The following is a 15,563-nucleotide window of genomic DNA, read 5'->3' as shown; positions in this document are numbered from 1 at the left end:
AACTCAGTACCGTACTTATGAAACTCAGTCCCATGGACGGTGATGGATGAGACCACCTGACACCGCGGGCAGCCTCGCCCGCCTGAAGGAGCGGCTCGACGAGGCCGTCCACGTCGCCGAGGCGCGGGCAGCGACCAAGCAGCACGCCAAGGGCAGGCTGACCGCCCGCGAGCGGATCGAGCGACTGCTGGACGACGGCTCGTTCGTCGAACTGGACGCCCTCATGAAGGGTTCGCTCGGTTACGGCGACGGCGTGGTGACCGGGTACGGGACGGTGGACGGCCGCCAGGTGTGCGTGTTCTCGCAGGACTTCACGGTCGCGGGCGGCAGTCTGGGTGAGGTGTACGGGCAGAAGATCTGCAAGGTCATGGACCTGGCGATGCGCAACGGGTGCCCGATCGTCGGCATCAACGAGGGCGCCGGGGCACGCATCCAGGAGGGTGTGGTCTCGCTCGGGCTGTACGGCGAGATCTTCCGCCGCAACATCCGCGCCTCCGGCGTGATCCCGCAGATCTCCCTCATCATGGGCGCCTGCGCGGGCGGTCACGTGTACTCGCCGGCGCTCACCGACTTCACGGTCATGGTGGACGAGTCCTCGCACATGTTCGTCACGGGCCCGGACGTGATCAAGACCGTGACCGGCGAGGACGTCACGTTCGAGGAACTCGGCGGCGGACGGGTGCACAACAGCCGCAGCGGCGTGGCGCACTATCTGGCGCACGACGAGGACGACGCGCTGGACTATGTCCGGGCGTTGCTGTCGTACCTGCCGGACAACAACCTTGACGAGCCGCCGCACCCGGTGTTCGAGGCGGACCTGGAGCCTTCGGCCGACGACCTGGCGCTGGACGCGCTGGTCCCTGACTCGCCGAACCAGCCGTACGACATGCACGAGGTGATCGGCGCGCTGCTGGACGACGGCGAGTTCCTGGAGGTGCAGGGGCTGTTCGCGCCCAACATCGTGGTCGGCTTCGGCCGGATCGAGGGGCGGCCGGTCGGCGTGGTGGCCAACCAGCCGATGCGGCTGGCCGGGACGCTCGACATCGACGCCTCCGAGAAGGCCGCCCGGTTCGTACGCACCTGCGATGCCTTCAGCGTCCCGGTGCTCACGCTGGTGGACGTGCCCGGCTTCCTGCCCGGCACCGACCAGGAGTGGAACGGCATCATCCGGCGCGGCGCCAAACTCCTGTACGCCTACGGCGAGGCCACCGTCCCGCTCGTCACCGTCATCACCCGCAAGGCCTACGGCGGCGCGTACGACGTGATGGGCTCCAAGCACCTGGGCGCCGACGTCAACCTGGCCTGGTCCACCGCCCAGATCGCGGTCATGGGCGCCCAGGGCGCGGTCAACATCCTGCACCGCAAACGCCTGGCCGCCGCCGACGACCCCGACGCGCTGCGCGCCGAGCTGGTCCACGAGTACGAGGACACCCTCGCGACTCCATACCTGGCGGCCGAACGCGGCTACGTGGACGCCGTCATCCGGCCGAGCGAGACCCGCCGCGAGGTCACCAGGGCGCTGCGGCTGCTGCGCGGCAAGCGCGACGCCCTGCCGCCCAAGAAGCACGGGAACATACCGCTGTGAGCAACATCGAGGACGTCGAGCGGGCAGCCGGGATCGAGGACGTCGAGCGGGCGCCCGAAGTCGAGTTGCGCGTGGTGAAGGGCGCTCCGACGCCGGAGGAGCTCGCCGCCCTGGTCGTGGCCCTGCGCCTGGTGCGGCCGGCGGCCGACGCTCCGCGACCGGCGGTCACCCGCCCACGGCGCGTGCTGCGCCGTCCCCTCGTGCCAGGCCCGCGCGGCTGGCGGGAGTCGAGCTGGAACCTGGGAGGACACCTGTGAGCCTGCGCAAAGTGCTGATCGCCAACCGCGGCGAGATCGCCGTCCGCATCGTCCGCGCCTGCCGGGACGCCGGCATCGGCTGCGTGGCCGTCTACGCCGATCCCGACCGCGACGCGCTGCACGCCCGCATGGCCGACGAGGCGTACGCGCTGGACGGCGCCACGCCGGGGGAGACGTACCTGTCGATCGACAAGATCATCGAGGTGGCGGCGCGGTCGGGCGCCGATGCCGTACATCCCGGTTATGGCTTTCTGGCGGAGAACGCCGCCTTCGCCCAGGCGGTCATCGACGCCGGGCTGGTCTGGATCGGCCCGCCCCCGGCGGCGATCACCGCCCTCGGCGACAAGGTGGAGGCCCGGCACATCGCCCAGAAGGTAGGGGCGCCGCTGGTGGCCGGAACGGCCGACCCGGTGTCCGGGGCGGACGAGGTGCTGGCGTTCGCGCGGGAGCATGGCCTGCCGATCGCCATCAAGGCGGCGTTCGGCGGTGGCGGGCGCGGCCTCAAGGTCGCCCGCACCCTGGAGGAGATCCCCGACCTGTACGACAGTGCGGTCCGCGAGGCGGTGGCGGCCTTCGGGCGGGGTGAGTGCTTCGTCGAGCGCTACCTCGACCGGCCCCGCCACGTCGAGACCCAGTGCCTGGCCGACGCCCACGGCGGCGTGGTCGTGGTCAGCACCCGCGACTGCTCGCTCCAGCGCCGCCACCAGAAACTGGTCGAAGAGGCGCCCGCGCCGTTCCTCACCGCGGAGCAGGAGGCCCTGCTGCGCGACAGCTCCAAGGCCATCCTGCGCGAGGCCGGCTACGTCGGCGCCGGGACCTGCGAGTTCCTCGTCGGCCAGGACGGCACGATCTCCTTCCTGGAGGTCAACACCCGCCTGCAGGTCGAGCACCCGGTCAGCGAGGAGGTCACCGGCATCGACCTCGTACGCGAGATGTTCCGCGTCGCCGACGGCGAGCCGCTGGGCTACGACGATCCGCCGGCTCGCGGCCACTCGATCGAGTTCCGGATCAACGCCGAGGACCCCGGCCGCGGCTTCCTGCCCGCCCCCGGCACGATCACCCGCTGGCACGCCCCCTCCGGCCCCGGCGTCCGTCTCGACGGCGGCTACGAGCAGGGCGAGACCGTGCCCGGCTCCTTCGACTCCCTGGTCGCCAAGCTGATCGTCACCGGCGCCACCCGCGAGCAGGCGCTCCAGCGCGCCCGCCGGGCGCTGGCCGAGTTCGAGGTCGACGGCATGCCCACCGCGCTGCCCTTCCACCGGGCGGTCGTGGACGATCCGGCGTTCACCGCCGAGCCGTTCACCGTCCACACCCGCTGGATCGAGACCGAGTTCGACAACCACCTCACCCCCTACGCCGGACCGGCCGCCACGGCGGAACCGGTGGAGCGGGACCGGATCACCGTCGAGGTGGCGGGCAAGCGCCTGGAAGTCGTCCTGCCCGCCGGGCTCGGCGGTTCGCGGAGCGCCGGCCCGCCCAGGGGCGCCGCCCCCCGGCGCCGAGGCGCGAGTGCCGTGCGGTCCGCGCCCAGCGGAGACGCCCTGGTCAGCCCGATGCAGGGCACCATCGTCAAGCTGGTGGCCGCCGACGGCGACACCGTGCGCGAGGGCGACACCATCGTGGTCCTGGAGGCCATGAAGATGGAGCAGCCGCTCACCGCCCACAAGGCAGGCACCGTGGTGGGGATGTCCGCCCAGGTAGGCGCCACGGTCGCGGCAGGCGCGGTGATCTGCGAGATCAAGGACCCGTCGTGACCCCGTCGACCCGGCAGCTGATCGCCGAGGCGTCCGCGCCACTACCGCTCCCCGCCTGAAAGCTTCACGCGTGACCTTGGGATTTCGACTCGCCTGCCCTTGTTGAGTTGACTTCCCGGTCAAGGTGCCTCTTCCTCGGCGACGACGAGAGGAAGGGGAACGCGACATGTTCGTACGCAAGCATGCAGGCGCCGCCTTGCTGGCGGCCACGGCGATGGTGTGCGGAGCCGTACCGCAGGCGGCGGCCGACACCGACACCTTCGATTCCCTGGCCAAGCCCACCGTGGCGGCGGACGGCTCCGGCACCTACCGGACCGTGCAGGCCGCCATCGACGCCGTGCCCGCGGGCAACGCCGGCCGGGTGACGATCACCATCGCGGCCGGGTCGTATCGCGAGATCGTCCGGGTCCCCTCGAACAAGCCGTACATCACGCTCCAAGGACTCGGTTCTTCGGCGGCCCAGACTGTGATCGTTAACAATCACTATGCGGGCCAGTACGGGACATTCAACAGCGCCACCGCGTTCGTCGACGGCCACGACTTCATCGCCACCAACCTGACGATCTCCAACGACTTCGACGAGAACCCGAACGTCACCGGCCACCAGGCGGTCGCGCTCAACCTGAACGCCGACCGCGCGGTCCTGCGCAACGTACGCCTGCTCGGCGACCAGGACACCTTCCTGGTCAACAACGCGGCCCGCGCCTACGTCGCCGGTTCCTACGTCGAGGGCACCGTCGACTTCGTCTTCGGCGGCGGCACCATCGTCTTCGACAACTGCGACGTCTACGAGAAACGCAGCACCGGCGGCCCGATCACGGCCGCGAGCACCGACGCGGCCAAGACCTACGGCTTCCTGTTCTACAAGTCGCGGATCTCCGGAGGGTCCTCGGCCGGGACCACCACGCTGGGCCGTCCCTGGCGGCCCAATGCCCAGGTGCTCTACCGGGAGTCCACGCTCAGCTCGGTGATCAAAACCGCCCAGCCGTGGACCGACATGTCCGGCAACTCATGGAAGAACGCCCGCTTCTTCGAGTACCGGAACACCGGCTCGGGCGCCGGCTCGAACGCCAACCGGCCGCAGTACAGCGACGCCCAGGCCGCGAACTACACGCCCCAGAAGTACCTGGCCGGCTCCGACGGCTGGAACCCCATCTCCTGAAGGACGATCATGAACTTCCGTGCAACACTCACCATGCTGACCGTCCTGGCCGCGCTCGGGGTGGCCGCCGCGCCCGCTCAAGCGACCTCCCCTGCCGCCGACGGAGGGGCCTTCGACCCAGTGAGCGCCGCCCGTACCTGGCCGAGCACCGCCGACGGTTTCGCCGCCACCAGCGGAAACGGGCTGAGCACCACCACCGGCTCGGCCTTCAACCCCGGGTCCTTCTACTCCTACACCCTCGACCCGGCCGCCGATGTCCCGTCCCTGCTCAGGACCTACGCGGGACCCCAGGCGAACATCGGCACCTGACGCTTTCGTCGCGGGCCGCGCGCGTCCATCACCTGTGACGCGGGCGGCCCGTCAGCGCGCATGGGTCAGCCGGACGTATCCGTACGGGTTGAAGAACAGATCGTCCTCGTCGTAACGGTCGCAGGTGCCGGTGCGCAGCAGCCGGCGGGGCGCGTCCTCGGCCATCCGGAACCCGGCGCCGTCCTCGATCTCCGCCGCGCGCGGATCGGTCAGCAGGTAGATCGCCAGCGTGTCCAGGTGCGCGACCAGCTCAGGCAGCTCGTCCTTCGCCGGCGGCACCGCACCGACCTCGATCTCCACCTCGGGCGCGCCGAGCAGGTGCATGCCGCAGCTGTAGAGCACCTGGCCGTCGTAGATCGGCCGCTTCACCCAGGCGGCGACGAGCGCGCCGGCCAGGCCTTCATCCGTGACGTCGGCCAGGCCCTCGTCCGTGATGTCGGCCAGGCCCTCGGGCGTGGCGATGGCCGCTCGATCGGCCAGGCTCTCCTCCCGGATGTCGGCCGCTTGGCCCGCCAGTGCGAGCCACCGGTCCCGGCCGTGCGTGATCCCGCTGCTCTCGTTCTTCACCGCCGTGGCGCCGGACCGCAGCAGCGCGGCCGTCACCGCCAGCAGCCGCCGGGACGTGTCGAACGCCAACTCCCGCATCATCGGCATGGACAGCAGGTAGCCGACCGTGTCGTGCGACTCGACCGCGGCCCAGTCCGCCTCGTCGAACGAGGCCGCCGCCATGCTGGCCTCGAACGCCTCCGGCATCCGGGAGTCGGGTTCGGCCTCGGAGTACTCACGGTCGAGGACAAACCCGCCGAAGCCGGACGCGATCCGTTCCATCTCGGAAAGGGCCAGCCCGGAGCCGAGTACGCACAGCACATGCCTGGGGAACGCTTCACTCATCTCGGTACATTAGCGATCAGACCTACTCGCCAGCCCGGTGAACGGCGATCTCGGTCAGCGTCGGGGTGTACACCTCCGTCGGCACCTTCCCGATGAGCGCCACCCGGAGCCGGGAGGCCGTGACGCTGCCGAAACCGGTCACGGCCAGGTCGTATCCGATGCCGTTGGCCCGGCTCGCGAACGTCACCCAGGCACCGGTCCCGGCGTCCCATCGCCGCACTTCGAAGGTCTGGACGCGCGGGTTGGTGCCTGAGTCGGTGTACTCGTCGAGGTCCACCTCGTCGAAGGTGGTGGCCGCGGCCGAAGTCGATGTCGAGCGTGATCGGGTAGGTCGCGTCGTCGGCCGCCGCCCAGCGGGTCGCCGGATACCGGCTCCTCCGCCGGCACCACCACGCCGGAGGGCACCTGGAAGGGAATCTCCAAGTACGTCGCCGAACGCTCCGTCATCGGCGGCACCACGTTCGCCACCTCCTTCAACACCGGCCACGGCCTGTCCACCTGGACCAAGGGCCGGCTGTCCAATCAGCAGGAGTGGGGCGAACTCCGGCTCGGCCTGGTCCTCGCCTCCGATCCGGCCAAGGTGATCCAGGTCCCGCTGGCCGGCTCGGGCCGGCGCACCACGGGCTGGACGACCCGGTCGGCTGACCTGTCGGCGTACGCCGGTCAGAAGGTGGCCGCGCTCGGCCTGATCGTCGCCGCCGGCGCCCGCCCCATCACGGGATACCAGGTCAACCTCGGCGCACTGGCCCTGCGCGACGGCACGAACCACACCCCCGCCGCGCCGCAGGACCTGCGCATCACCCAGCTGCTCCCCGCGACCGGCGAACTGTTCCTGTCCTGGAAGCGCTCCGCCTACGACAAGGTACGCCGCTACGACGTCTACCTGGACGACACCTATCTCGGCGGCGCCTACGACGACGTCTACTACGTCAAGCGCTTCACGGCCACGTCGGGCACGATCAAGCTGGTGGCGGTCGGCCCGGACGGGTCGGAGAGCCCGGCCGCGACCACGTCGTTCGACCTGTCCACGGCACCGGGCAAGGCGCAGGCGTCGGCGAAGCCGGACGGCACGCTGACGGCCACCTGGACGCCTCCGGCGAGCGGGCAGCCCATCACGCTGAAGGTCCAAAGCCTCGACACCGCCCACCCGTACACCAAGGAGGTCCAAGTCCCCGGAACGAGCTCGAGCACGACGCTGACCGGCGTACCCGTCAACGGCGACGGCTACCTCCTGACCCTGCGGGCGGGAACGGGCACGGTCACCGGGGTACGCGGGACGTTCGCCGACACCGAGATCAGCCCCTACCCGGCCTCGGCGGTGGCGATCAACGGGAACACCTTCACGTTCTCCCGGCCGACGCTTCCGGACTGGCACACCCTGACCATCCTTGAGGACGGCCAGGCGAAGTCGTTCACGACGACGTACGGCTCGGGTGCCAAGCCGTACATCATCCGTGGCCGCACCACGCGTGCCGCGGAGACGGTGACCATGTCCGGCGCCACCAGCAAGGTGGTCGCCATCCTGGAGGACTATGCCGGTAACAAGGCCACGACGGTGCTTCGCGGCAACTGATCACGAAGGCGAGGGCGCCCCGTGGGCGCCCACGTCGACGGCGGGTGATGCGCCGGCGCGCCACTCAGACGAGCGCGCTTTCCACGATCTTCTGAGTGGCCTGAGAATACCCCCGGCGTGGAGTTAGTTCTCGACTTGCCTGAGGACGTGGCTGTGCTGGTGGCCGAATACAGCCATGAAAGAGAGCTGGCCGAAGCCCACCCGGCCTGGTCTCAACGGTGCGCTGAAAGGCTTGAGGCGTCCCTGCCCGCGAATGGGGGTGCGGGCGGTCGATCCCCGGCGCCGCCCGCACGCTCTCGGGTCGCCAGACGACGACGAGGGATTCGGCCCTGTCGGGTCGTCAGGCGATGACGAGGGATTCGGCCCTGAACTCCCGCCCGGCGACGATCTCGGAGACGAAGCCGCTCGGCCCGACCGGGCGGTCACCGATCAGTGTGACCCGGTGCAGCGTCCGCTGGACGTCGAGGTGGTCGAGGTCCGACGGGGCCAGGTGGGCGGTGGCCCGGTTGTCCCAGAACGCGATGCTGCCCGGCTGCCAGCGGAAGCGGACCGTGTACTCAGGCCGGGTGATCTGCTCATAGAGCAGGCCCAGGACGCGTCGGCTCTCCGGCGCGGACAGGCCGACGATGTGATCGGTGAACCCCGGGTTGACGAACAGCGCGCGCTCGCCCGTCTCCGGGTGCACCCGCACCACCGGGTGTACCGACACCAGCAGGTTGTCGTTGATCCGCTTGACGAGCTTGCCGTCCTGTTCGGCCGGCTGGTACCCGGCCAGGAAGCGGTGCTCGGCGCGTAGTTCGTCCACGAAGGCCCGCAGCGGCTCGGACAAGCCTTCGTACGCGGCGACCAGGTTGGTCCACTGGGTGTCGCCGCCGAACTCCGGCACGGTCTCGGCCCGCAGGATCGAGGCGGCGGGCGGGTTGACGGCGGCGGTGACGTCGGTGTGCCAGCCGGCGTTGTAGGAGTAGCGACGCTTGCGGGAGAGCTGGCGGTATCCAGGGCCGTACCGCTCCTCGTAGCGGCGTGGATCGATGGTGAGGATCTGCGGGAAGTCCTCCGGTGGGGCGTCCTCGTGCGGGTGGGCGTGTGTCAGCTCCCCGAACTGGCGGGCGAAGGCGATCTGCCCGGCGTGGTCGAGGGTCTGGCCGCGGAAGAAGACGACCTTGTGGGCGAGCAGTGCCTGACGGATCTCCGCCACTGTGGAGGGGTCCAGGGGGTGGGCCAGGTCGATGCCGCTGATCTCGGCACCGATGTACCCGGCTACGCGCTTGATCGTGAGAATGGGCATGCTGAAGCGCTCCTCGGATCGTGGAGTGTGAAAAGGGGAGACGGGGGTGCGGGACCCTGAGGTCACCGCATGGCACAGAGCGCGCTCGCCTGCCGCCTGAGATCGACGTGGAGGCGAGCCACCAGAAGCTCACTGCTCTTCACAGCCCAGATCTTCCGCGACATTCCCCACACATGCAATAGGGAATGCGGAAATTCATGTATAACCTGTAGGGAATGTTGCTTTAGCCTGAGGGCGTGCTTATGGTGAGAGCAGGCTCTTGATCCCTCCGCATCTGAAGGGCATGTCGTATGCCTGTTTCCTCCCTCTTGAGACCCGCGCTCGCCGCGTTCCTGCTCGTCGCGCTGACCGGGTGTGCCCAGGGCGGCGAGCCGGAACGACCCGCGGCGGCGCTCGCGACGGACGCGCCGCTGCCGAACTCCGTCCCCAAGGGCACCAAGCTGATCGTCGGAGATCCGCAGACGAAGGTGGCGCTGCAGTTGTCCGGTGAGATCGACAAGTTCTCGTTCGACATCGAGTGGGCCAACATCAGCGGTGGCCCGCAGACGAGCGAGGCGTTCCGGGCCGGCGCGCTGGATGTGGGCGCGGTGGCGGAGATTCCGCCCATCCACGCCACCTGGACCGGCCTGCCGGTGAAGATCGTGGCTTCGAAGTTCCGCAAGGATCCGCTGAAGCATCCCACGTACGAGCTGGGCATCGCGCCGGGCGTGAGCGTGAAGACCCTCGCCGATCTGCGGGGCAAGAAGATCGCCTACAGTCCAGGCCAGGCGCAGGGCGCGCTGGTGCTCAAAGTGCTGAAGCAGGCAGGGCTCACCAAAGCGAACGTCACGCTGGTCGAGCTGCCGAGCACCGGCGACGTCTATCCCAACGCCCTGGCCGCCAAGCAGGTGGACGTGGCCCCGATCGGCGGCGTCAACATCAAGCGATACGCGGCCAAGTTCGGCAAGGACGGCGCGACGACTCTCCGCCACGGGCTGCGCGACGATCCGGCCCACCTGTACGTGCGGACGGTCACGCTGCGGGACCCGGCCAAGGCCGCCGCGATCCGCGAGTACGTCGCGGCGTGGGCCAGGGCCTCGATCTGGGTCTACCAGCATCCAAAGGAGTGGATCGAGGGCTACTACGTGAAGGACCAGGGTCTCACCGCCGCCGACGGCCAGTACCTGGTCGATCTGGCGGGCGAGCCCGACATCCCCGCCGACTGGTCGCAGGCCATCGCCCGGCACCAGGAGACGATCGACATCCTGGCCAAGGAGACCGGGAACCCACCGCTGAAGGCCCAGGACCTCTACGACCTGCGCTACCAGGCGGTCGGCGCGGACGCGATCAAGGGCGGTGCGTGATGACGCTCGTCACCTCCCGCCGCGCCACGGTCGCCCGCGCCAGGAACCGGCGCCGCCTGCGGCCCGGCCGCCCGATCAAGTTCGGGTTCCTGGTGGGGCCGGTGCTCCTGCTCGCGTTATGGGCGGCGTCCTCGGCATCGGGCCGGCTGGATCCCCGGTTCCTGTCCGCGCCGTGGATGGTGCTCACCACGGCGGCCGACCTGGTCGAGACCGGCCGTCTCCAGGACAACCTGCTGGCGTCGGTCCAGCGCGTCGGAGCCGGGCTGGCCATCGGCGTGCCGCTCGGGACGCTGCTCGCGCTGGTGTCCGGGCTGAACCGCTGGGGCGAGGCGGTGATCGACGGGCCCATCCAGATCAAGCGGGCCATCCCCGCGCTCGCACTGATGCCGCTGCTGGTCCTGTGGCTGGGCATCGGCGAGGGGATGAAGGTGACCCTCATCGCCGTCGGCGTGCTCGTACCCATCTACATCCACACCCACAACGGGCTGCGCGGCATCGACAGTCGTTACGTCGAGCTCGCCGAGACGGTCGATCTCGGGCGCGGCGCGTTCGTGCGGAAGGTGGTCCTGCCGGGCGCGCTGCCGGGATTCCTGCTCGGCCTGCGGTTCGCGGTCACGACGGCCTGGCTGTTCCTGGTCGTGGCCGAGCTCGTCAACTCCAGCAGCGGCATCGGCTACATGATGGACCTGGCGCGTACGTACGGGCAGACGGACGTCATCCTCGTCGGCATCGTCGTGTACGGCCTGCTCGGGCTCTTCTCCGACGCCGCGGTCCGGCTGGTGGAGAGGAGGGCACTGTCATGGCGACGGACGTTGGCGAGCTGATCCGCGTACAGGCCCTGACCCGTCGTTACGGCGCCCGCACCATCCTGGACGGCCTGGACCTGGAGATCGCGCTGGGGGAGTTCGTGGCCCTCCTGGGGCAGAGCGGATCCGGCAAGAGCACGCTGTTGCGCGCCCTGGCCGGGCTGGACGGCGACGTGGCCGGGGACGGGCTGGTCGAGGTGCCCGCGCAGGTGTCGGTCGTCTTCCAGGACGCCAGGCTGCTGCCCTGGCAGCGGGTGCTCGACAACGTCATCCTCGGCCTGAACGGCGCCGCGGAAAGGGGCAGGGAGAGCCTGCGGGAGGTGGGTCTGGCCGGGCGGGAACGCGCCTGGCCGAACGAGCTGTCCGGGGGCGAGCAGCAGCGCGTGGCACTGGCGCGATCCCTCGTACGGGAGCCCCGGCTGCTGCTCGCCGACGAACCGTTCGGCGCGCTCGACGCTCTGACCAGGCTCAAGATGCACGGCCTGCTGCGCCGCCTGGTCGAGCAGCACCGCCCCGCCGTCCTCCTCGTCACCCACGACGTGGATGAGGCGATCGCGCTGGCCGACCGCGTTCTCGTGCTGGACCAGGGCAGGATCGCGGCCGAACAGCGGCTCGACGCGGGCAGGAGCGCCACCGAACTCCGGACCGAGCTGCTGCGGACGCTCGGCGTTACCTTGTCGACCGTTCGCGGAGCAGCGGCAGGAGTTGCTCACCCTGCCGTTTGATCTCCGGCAGATAGGGGGTGTCGGACAGGACGAAGTGGGTGATGCCGAGCGCCTGGTATTTGCGCAGCGACTTGGCCACGTCCTCGGCCGAGCCGACCAGCCAGGTGGTGCCCGCGCCGCCGCCGCCGAACTTGCCGGGGGCGGTGTAGAGGTTGTCGTCGAGCACCTCTCCCCGCGCGGCCAGGTCGAGCAGGCGCTGCTGACCGACGGCGGCGTGCCGGTTGGGGTCACGGGAGATGCTCCCCTTCGCCATCTCCGCGACCTTGGCCTCGGCGTCGGCCCAGGCCTGTTCGGTGGTGTCGCGTACCAGGGTGGTGATCCGCAGCCCGAACTCCAGCGGAGGGTGTTCGCGGTCGAGTCGCTCGCTGAGCCGCTTGAGCCGCTCGATCCGCGCGGCGACGCCGTCGAGGGGCTCGCCCCAGAAGAGCTGGACGTCGGCCTCGGTGGCGGCCACGTTCTCCGCGGCTTCGGAGGCGCCGCCGAAGTAGAGCCGGGGGTGCGTGCGTTCGCCCCGGACGACCGGCCGCGGCACCGCCGTGGAATCGGTGACCCTGAAATGCTCGCCCTGGTAGGTGACGTTCTCCTCGGTCCACAGCCGGCGCACGATCTGGATGAACTCCTTCGTACGGGCGTAGCGGTGAGCCTGGTCGCCTTCGCTGTCACCGTAGGCCGCCAGGTTGTCCTTGCCCGACACGATGTTGACCAGCACGCGGCCCTCGGTGAGATGGTCCAGGGTCGCGGCGGCGGCGGCGAAGTTGGCCGGCCGCCAGTAACCGGGCCGGATCGCGATCAGCGGCTGGAACGTCGTCGTCTGCGCGGCCAGGGCGGCGGCGACCGTGAAAGTGTCGGGCCGACCCCAGCCGGTGCCGATGAGCGCCCCGCCCCACCCGTGCTTCTCCAGGGCTTTCGCCTGGCCGGTGAGGGTCTCCAGGCTGTTGTGGTTCGCGACGACGTCGTCGCCCCGGTGCCCGGGTCGGCCCTGGTTCGGGATGTACCAGAGGAAGTGGACGCTCATCGGGGACTCTCCTTCTGTGACCCAGATCACCTAAAAACCTACTGTTCATGTAGGTAAAGTGTAGATTGTGTTCAGGCCACTTCGGTACTCCAGGCGCGAGATCGACTTCGCTTTCTTCGCCGGCGCGCTGTGTCAGCGCTGACCGGCTTTCGCACCCTTTGCCCATCGAGCATCAAGTACGAGGAAAGCTCATGTCCGACCTTCGCAGTTCCATCGAACGCTCCGCGCCGGGACGCAAGAAGTGGCCCTGGATCGCCGCCGTCGTCGCCGTCCTCCTCATCGCCGGCACCGGCTTCGCCCTCACCCGGGGCGACGGCTCCGGCGGCGGCAACGCCACCGCCAACGCACCCGTCGGCGGCGGCACGCTGCAGTTCGCGCTGATCGACTACCAGCGCAGCCCGGACCCGCAATGGGGCACCAACTACGCTGAGTCGCTCATCGGCAACAACATCACTGACAAGCTGACCTGGCAGGACCCGAAGACCGGTGAGATCACGCCGTGGCTGGCGCGGTCGTGGGAGTACAACAAGGACCTGACCGAGTTCACCTTCCACCTGCGCGAGGACGTCACCTTCAGCGACGGCACCCCGTTCGACGCCGAAGTGGTCAAGGCCAACTTCGACCAGTACGTGCACGGCGACGAGAAGCTGGGCATCAACCCCAACGGCGCCGCCCTGCTGTCCGGGTACATCGAGACGAAGACTCCCGACCGCTACACCGCCGTCGTGCGGTTCAAGCAGCCGCTCGCGAGCTTCCTGCAGGCCTCCTCCTTCACCGCCAACGCGCAGCCCGGCTTCCTGTCGCTCTCGACGCTGCGGCTGAGCGCGAAGGAGCGGACCGACCCGAAGAAGGTGATCGGCACCGGCCCGTTCGTGTACGAGTCGTGGGAACCGCAGGTCAAGACCGTCCTGGTCAAGCGCAAGGGCTACAACTGGTCCCCGCCGTCGCTCGGGCACAAGAGTGAGGCGTACCTGGACAAGATCGTGTTCAACACGATTCCGGAGGCCAGCGTCCGGACCGGCTCGCTGGCCTCCGGCGCGATCGACGCCACCCTGGACGTGGGCACCACGGACGAGAAGTCACTGGCCGACCAGGGTTTCACGATCATCCATCGGGCCGTCTCAGGCACTGCCATCCTGTTCAACTTCAACTCCCAGCTGTTCCCGACCAGCGACATCGCGGTCCGCAAGGCGATCCAGCTCGGCTGGGACCGTGAGGCGATCAAGAAGACGGTGCTCACCGACTCCTACTCCGTCGCGACCTCGGTCCTGGAGCCGTCGGTCACCGGGTACGCCGACTACAGCGGCTCGGTCCTGAAGTACGACCCAGAGAAGGCGAAGCGCCTCCTGGAGGAGGCCGGCTGGAAGGAGGGCCCGGACGGGATCCGGGTCAAGGACGGCAAGCCGCTCGTGGTCAAGCTGCTCGGCATCAGCAACCTGGTGGTGAACAAGCCGGCATACGAGTCGATCCAGCAGGACCTGAAGAAGATCGGGGTCGACCTGCGGCTCACGGTCGTCCCGATCCCTGACTACACGGCCGGCCTGGCCAAGGCGAAGACCGACTGGAACGTCACCGCGTCCAACCGCTCGCGTAACGACCCGGCGGTCCTCAACCTTCAGTACAGCCCGCTGCTCGGCAACGTCACCTACCTCACGAAGGACTCCTCGGGGATCGACGTGGACGAGGTCACGCGGACCGTGGGCAAGCTCGACCTCACGCTCGACCCGGCCACGCGCAAGCAGTACGCCAAGGCGGCGCAGGACCTCTTGCTCGACAAGTACGCGCTGGTCAACCCGGTCTACAACCCGGCGCAGGTGATCGCCCACGCCGCCTACGTCCACGGGATCGTCTTCGACGCCCAGTCACGCAACCACTTCGTGGACGCGTGGAAGAGCAACGGGAAGTGACGATGGCCCGCTACCTGGTACTGAAGGCCGGTCGCGCCCTGTTCGTGGTGTGGGCCGCGTTCACCCTGACCTTCGTCCTGCTGTTCGTGCTGCCGGCCGACCCGGCGGACCTGCTCTTCGACCCCGCCGAGATCAACAGCATCCCACCGGAGGTCCGCGAGCAGGTGGCGGCGAGCTACGGCTTCGACCGGCCGGTGCTCCTGCAGTACCTCGCCCGGCTGGGTCACGCGTTGACCGGCGACTTCGGCGACTCGGTGCAGTCGGGGCGATCGGTCACCGCCACGATCCTCGACGCGCTCCCGAGCACCCTCGTCCTGGCGTCCGGCGCCCTCGCGCTGGCGGTGCTGATCGGCTTCGTGATCGCGCTCGCCGCGACCGCGACCCGCCGTGAATGGTTGCGCAACCTGGTCGAGGCACTGCCGTCGGGCGCGGTCTCGGTGCCGGTCTTCCTGTCCGGAATCCTGGTGCTGCAGATCTTCTCGTTCCGGCTGGGCTGGTTCCCGGCCTTCGGCGACAGCGGTGCGAAGAGTGTCGTCCTGCCGCTGATCACGCTGGCCGTCCCGGTCTCCGGTCCGATCGCGCAGCTCCTCGTCCGCAGCTTCGCGACCGAACTCCACGCCGGGTATGTCACGACGAGCCGAGCGAAGGGCGCCACACGCGGCGGCATCATCATCCGCGACGTCTTCCGCAACGCCAGTCTGCCGGCGCTCACCATCGCCGGCATCACGTTCGGCAACCTGATCGCCGGGTCGGTCATCACCGAGACCGTCTTCGCCCGCAAGGGCATCGGCCGGATGACGCAGGCCGCGATCAACACGCTGGACGTCCCGCTGGTGCAGGGGATCGTCGTGCTCGTGGCGGCGGGCTTCGCGTTGATCAACCTGACCGTCGATCTGATCTACCCCCTGCTGGACCCGCGGCTGCGGGCCACCCTGGCTGCCACGTGAG

15 protein-coding genes are annotated in these 15,563 nt (G+C 69.4%); 11 read left to right on the top strand and 4 right to left on the bottom strand.

The window, feature by feature from the left end:
• Positions 1-46: 46 nt before the first annotated feature.
• From AB0B64_RS00580 to AB0B64_RS00560, 5 genes are all read left to right on the top strand, one after another.
• Positions 47-1,585 carry an acyl-CoA carboxylase subunit beta gene (locus AB0B64_RS00580; RefSeq protein ID WP_358173443.1) on the top strand — a complete coding sequence of 513 codons (1,539 nt, stop codon included), beginning with the start codon at positions 47-49 and terminating at the stop codon, positions 1,583-1,585.
• Positions 1,582-1,842: an acyl-CoA carboxylase subunit epsilon gene (locus tag AB0B64_RS00575; RefSeq protein WP_357952418.1), complete on the top strand. Its 261-nt coding sequence runs from the start codon at positions 1,582-1,584 to the stop codon at positions 1,840-1,842. Before AB0B64_RS00580 ends, AB0B64_RS00575 begins: the two co-directional genes overlap by 4 nt.
• A 2-nt stretch (positions 1,843-1,844) precedes the next feature.
• A complete protein-coding gene (locus tag AB0B64_RS00570; protein ID WP_358174771.1) occupies positions 1,845-3,596 on the top strand; it encodes a biotin carboxylase N-terminal domain-containing protein in 1,752 nt (583 codons plus the stop codon).
• A gap of 166 nt (positions 3,597-3,762) precedes the next feature.
• A complete protein-coding gene (locus AB0B64_RS00565) occupies positions 3,763-4,758 on the top strand; it encodes a pectinesterase family protein (protein ID WP_357952419.1) in 996 nt (331 codons plus the stop codon).
• A gap of 9 nt (positions 4,759-4,767) precedes the next feature.
• Positions 4,768-5,067 (top strand): hypothetical protein, encoded by a 300-nt coding sequence (locus AB0B64_RS00560; protein WP_357952420.1) that lies wholly within the window; start codon positions 4,768-4,770, stop codon positions 5,065-5,067.
• A 51-nt stretch (positions 5,068-5,118) separates the two neighbouring features.
• Here the strand turns inward: AB0B64_RS00560 and AB0B64_RS00555 are convergent, their stop codons facing one another.
• Positions 5,119-5,958: a hypothetical protein gene (locus AB0B64_RS00555; RefSeq protein WP_358173440.1), complete on the bottom strand. Its 840-nt coding sequence runs from the start codon at positions 5,956-5,958 to the stop codon at positions 5,119-5,121.
• 22 nt (positions 5,959-5,980) lie between these two features.
• On the bottom strand, positions 5,981-6,235 hold the full coding sequence (locus AB0B64_RS00550; protein WP_357952422.1) for a hypothetical protein: 255 nt from the start codon (positions 6,233-6,235) through the stop codon (positions 5,981-5,983).
• A gap of 303 nt (positions 6,236-6,538) precedes the next feature.
• Here AB0B64_RS00550 and AB0B64_RS00545 point away from each other — a divergent pair, with 303 nt between their 5' ends.
• Positions 6,539-7,531 (top strand): hypothetical protein, encoded by a 993-nt coding sequence (locus AB0B64_RS00545; protein ID WP_357952423.1) that lies wholly within the window; start codon positions 6,539-6,541, stop codon positions 7,529-7,531.
• Between the two features lie 340 nt (positions 7,532-7,871).
• Here the strand turns inward: AB0B64_RS00545 and AB0B64_RS00540 are convergent, their stop codons facing one another.
• The gene (locus tag AB0B64_RS00540; protein ID WP_357952424.1) at positions 7,872-8,819 is read right to left on the bottom strand and encodes a TauD/TfdA family dioxygenase; all 948 of its coding nucleotides are present in this window, start codon (positions 8,817-8,819) and stop codon (positions 7,872-7,874) included.
• 290 nt (positions 8,820-9,109) lie between these two features.
• Between AB0B64_RS00540 and AB0B64_RS00535 the strand changes: the two genes are divergently transcribed.
• From AB0B64_RS00535 to AB0B64_RS00525, 3 genes are read left to right on the top strand one after another with little or no spacing between them, the layout of a single operon-like run.
• Entirely contained in the window at positions 9,110-10,162 is a 1,053-nt protein-coding gene (locus tag AB0B64_RS00535; RefSeq protein ID WP_357952426.1) for an ABC transporter substrate-binding protein, read from the top strand.
• Positions 10,162-10,986, top strand: coding sequence for an ABC transporter permease (locus AB0B64_RS00530; RefSeq protein WP_357952427.1), 825 nt, complete (start codon positions 10,162-10,164; stop codon positions 10,984-10,986). The genes AB0B64_RS00535 and AB0B64_RS00530 overlap by 1 nt, the downstream gene beginning before the upstream one ends.
• Positions 10,962-11,693 carry an ABC transporter ATP-binding protein gene (locus AB0B64_RS00525; RefSeq protein ID WP_357952428.1) on the top strand — a complete coding sequence of 244 codons (732 nt, stop codon included), beginning with the start codon at positions 10,962-10,964 and terminating at the stop codon, positions 11,691-11,693. The genes AB0B64_RS00530 and AB0B64_RS00525 overlap by 25 nt, the downstream gene beginning before the upstream one ends.
• On the opposite strand, the gene AB0B64_RS00520 is transcribed toward AB0B64_RS00525, so the two are convergent.
• Positions 11,638-12,708 carry an LLM class flavin-dependent oxidoreductase gene (locus AB0B64_RS00520; RefSeq protein ID WP_358173437.1) on the bottom strand — a complete coding sequence of 357 codons (1,071 nt, stop codon included), beginning with the start codon at positions 12,706-12,708 and terminating at the stop codon, positions 11,638-11,640. The genes AB0B64_RS00525 and AB0B64_RS00520 overlap by 56 nt on opposite strands.
• A 191-nt stretch (positions 12,709-12,899) precedes the next feature.
• Between AB0B64_RS00520 and AB0B64_RS00515 the strand changes: the two genes are divergently transcribed.
• Positions 12,900-14,615, top strand: coding sequence for an ABC transporter substrate-binding protein (locus AB0B64_RS00515; protein ID WP_357952430.1), 1,716 nt, complete (start codon positions 12,900-12,902; stop codon positions 14,613-14,615).
• Positions 14,594-15,562 (top strand): ABC transporter permease, encoded by a 969-nt coding sequence (locus tag AB0B64_RS00510; protein ID WP_357952431.1) that lies wholly within the window; start codon positions 14,594-14,596, stop codon positions 15,560-15,562. The genes AB0B64_RS00515 and AB0B64_RS00510 overlap by 22 nt, the downstream gene beginning before the upstream one ends.
• The last annotated feature ends 1 nt before the right edge of the window (position 15,563 follow it).

It is taken from the genome of Nonomuraea sp. NPDC049129 (assembly GCF_040648495.1).
Lineage (GTDB): Bacteria > Actinomycetota > Actinomycetes > Streptosporangiales > Streptosporangiaceae > Nonomuraea.
The sequence above is the reverse complement of the archived record's forward strand: the minus strand, read 5'-3'. Positions and strand labels throughout refer to the sequence as shown.

Excerpts from the sequence above, each read along its gene's own strand:
- AB0B64_RS00580 (WP_358173443.1), top strand. The coding sequence starts at position 47 with ATGAGACCACCTGACACCGCGGGCAGCCTCGCCCGCCTGAAGGAGCGG.
- AB0B64_RS00565 (WP_357952419.1), top strand. The coding sequence starts at position 3,763 with ATGTTCGTACGCAAGCATGCAGGCGCCGCCTTGCTGGCGGCCACGGCG.
- AB0B64_RS00560 (WP_357952420.1), top strand. The coding sequence starts at position 4,768 with ATGAACTTCCGTGCAACACTCACCATGCTGACCGTCCTGGCCGCGCTC.
- AB0B64_RS00555 (WP_358173440.1), bottom strand. The coding sequence starts at position 5,958 with ATGAGTGAAGCGTTCCCCAGGCATGTGCTGTGCGTACTCGGCTCCGGG.
- AB0B64_RS00540 (WP_357952424.1), bottom strand. The coding sequence starts at position 8,819 with ATGCCCATTCTCACGATCAAGCGCGTAGCCGGGTACATCGGTGCCGAG.
- AB0B64_RS00535 (WP_357952426.1), top strand. The coding sequence starts at position 9,110 with ATGCCTGTTTCCTCCCTCTTGAGACCCGCGCTCGCCGCGTTCCTGCTC.
- AB0B64_RS00530 (WP_357952427.1), top strand. The coding sequence starts at position 10,162 with ATGACGCTCGTCACCTCCCGCCGCGCCACGGTCGCCCGCGCCAGGAAC.
- AB0B64_RS00525 (WP_357952428.1), top strand. The coding sequence starts at position 10,962 with ATGGCGACGGACGTTGGCGAGCTGATCCGCGTACAGGCCCTGACCCGT.
- AB0B64_RS00520 (WP_358173437.1), bottom strand. The coding sequence starts at position 12,708 with ATGAGCGTCCACTTCCTCTGGTACATCCCGAACCAGGGCCGACCCGGG.
- AB0B64_RS00515 (WP_357952430.1), top strand. The coding sequence starts at position 12,900 with ATGTCCGACCTTCGCAGTTCCATCGAACGCTCCGCGCCGGGACGCAAG.